A 564-nucleotide genomic window follows, 5' to 3' on the forward strand; every position below is an offset into this window, starting at 1 on the left:
CTGGTCCTGGAGCTGATGCTCATCCGCGTCGGCTACTGGGGCTACTCGTTCATCCGCGCCCACGCGCCGGACGAGCGGAGCCTGGCGGAGGGGCACGGCCGGCAGATCCTCAGCATCGAGAGCTGGCTGCACATCGACGTGGAGTACTGGTTCAACCACTTCGTGGCCGACACCCCGTGGCTCGAAGCGAGCATGAACTACTACTACTCGACCTTCCACTTCCTGGTCCCGCTGTCGCTCCTTGCCTGGCTGTACGTATGCCGCCCCGCCACCTACCGCTGGGCGCGCACCCCGCTGGCCTTCGCCACGCTGCTCGCGCTGTTCGGCTTCTGGCTGTACCCGCTGGCGCCGCCGCGCCTGATGGACATGGGCTACATCGACACGGCGCACGGCCCGCAGGACCTCAACGACCCGGACTTCGGCGCGCTGACCAAGCTCTCCAACCAGTACGCGGCGATGCCCTCGCTGCACGTCGGCTGGTCGCTGTGGTGCGGCGTGGTGAGCGCCCTGGTGGCGCCCAAGCTGTGGATGAAGGTGCTGGGCCTGCTGTACCCGGTGCTGCCC

At 68.1% G+C, this 564-nt stretch carries 1 protein-coding gene; it reads left to right on the forward strand.

The features are described 5' to 3' along the window. On the forward strand, positions 1-564 hold a 564-nt coding region (locus KUM32_RS36980; RefSeq protein ID WP_217146250.1), incomplete at both ends, for a phosphatase PAP2 family protein.

The organism is Streptomyces sp. AC627_RSS907, assembly GCF_019049165.1.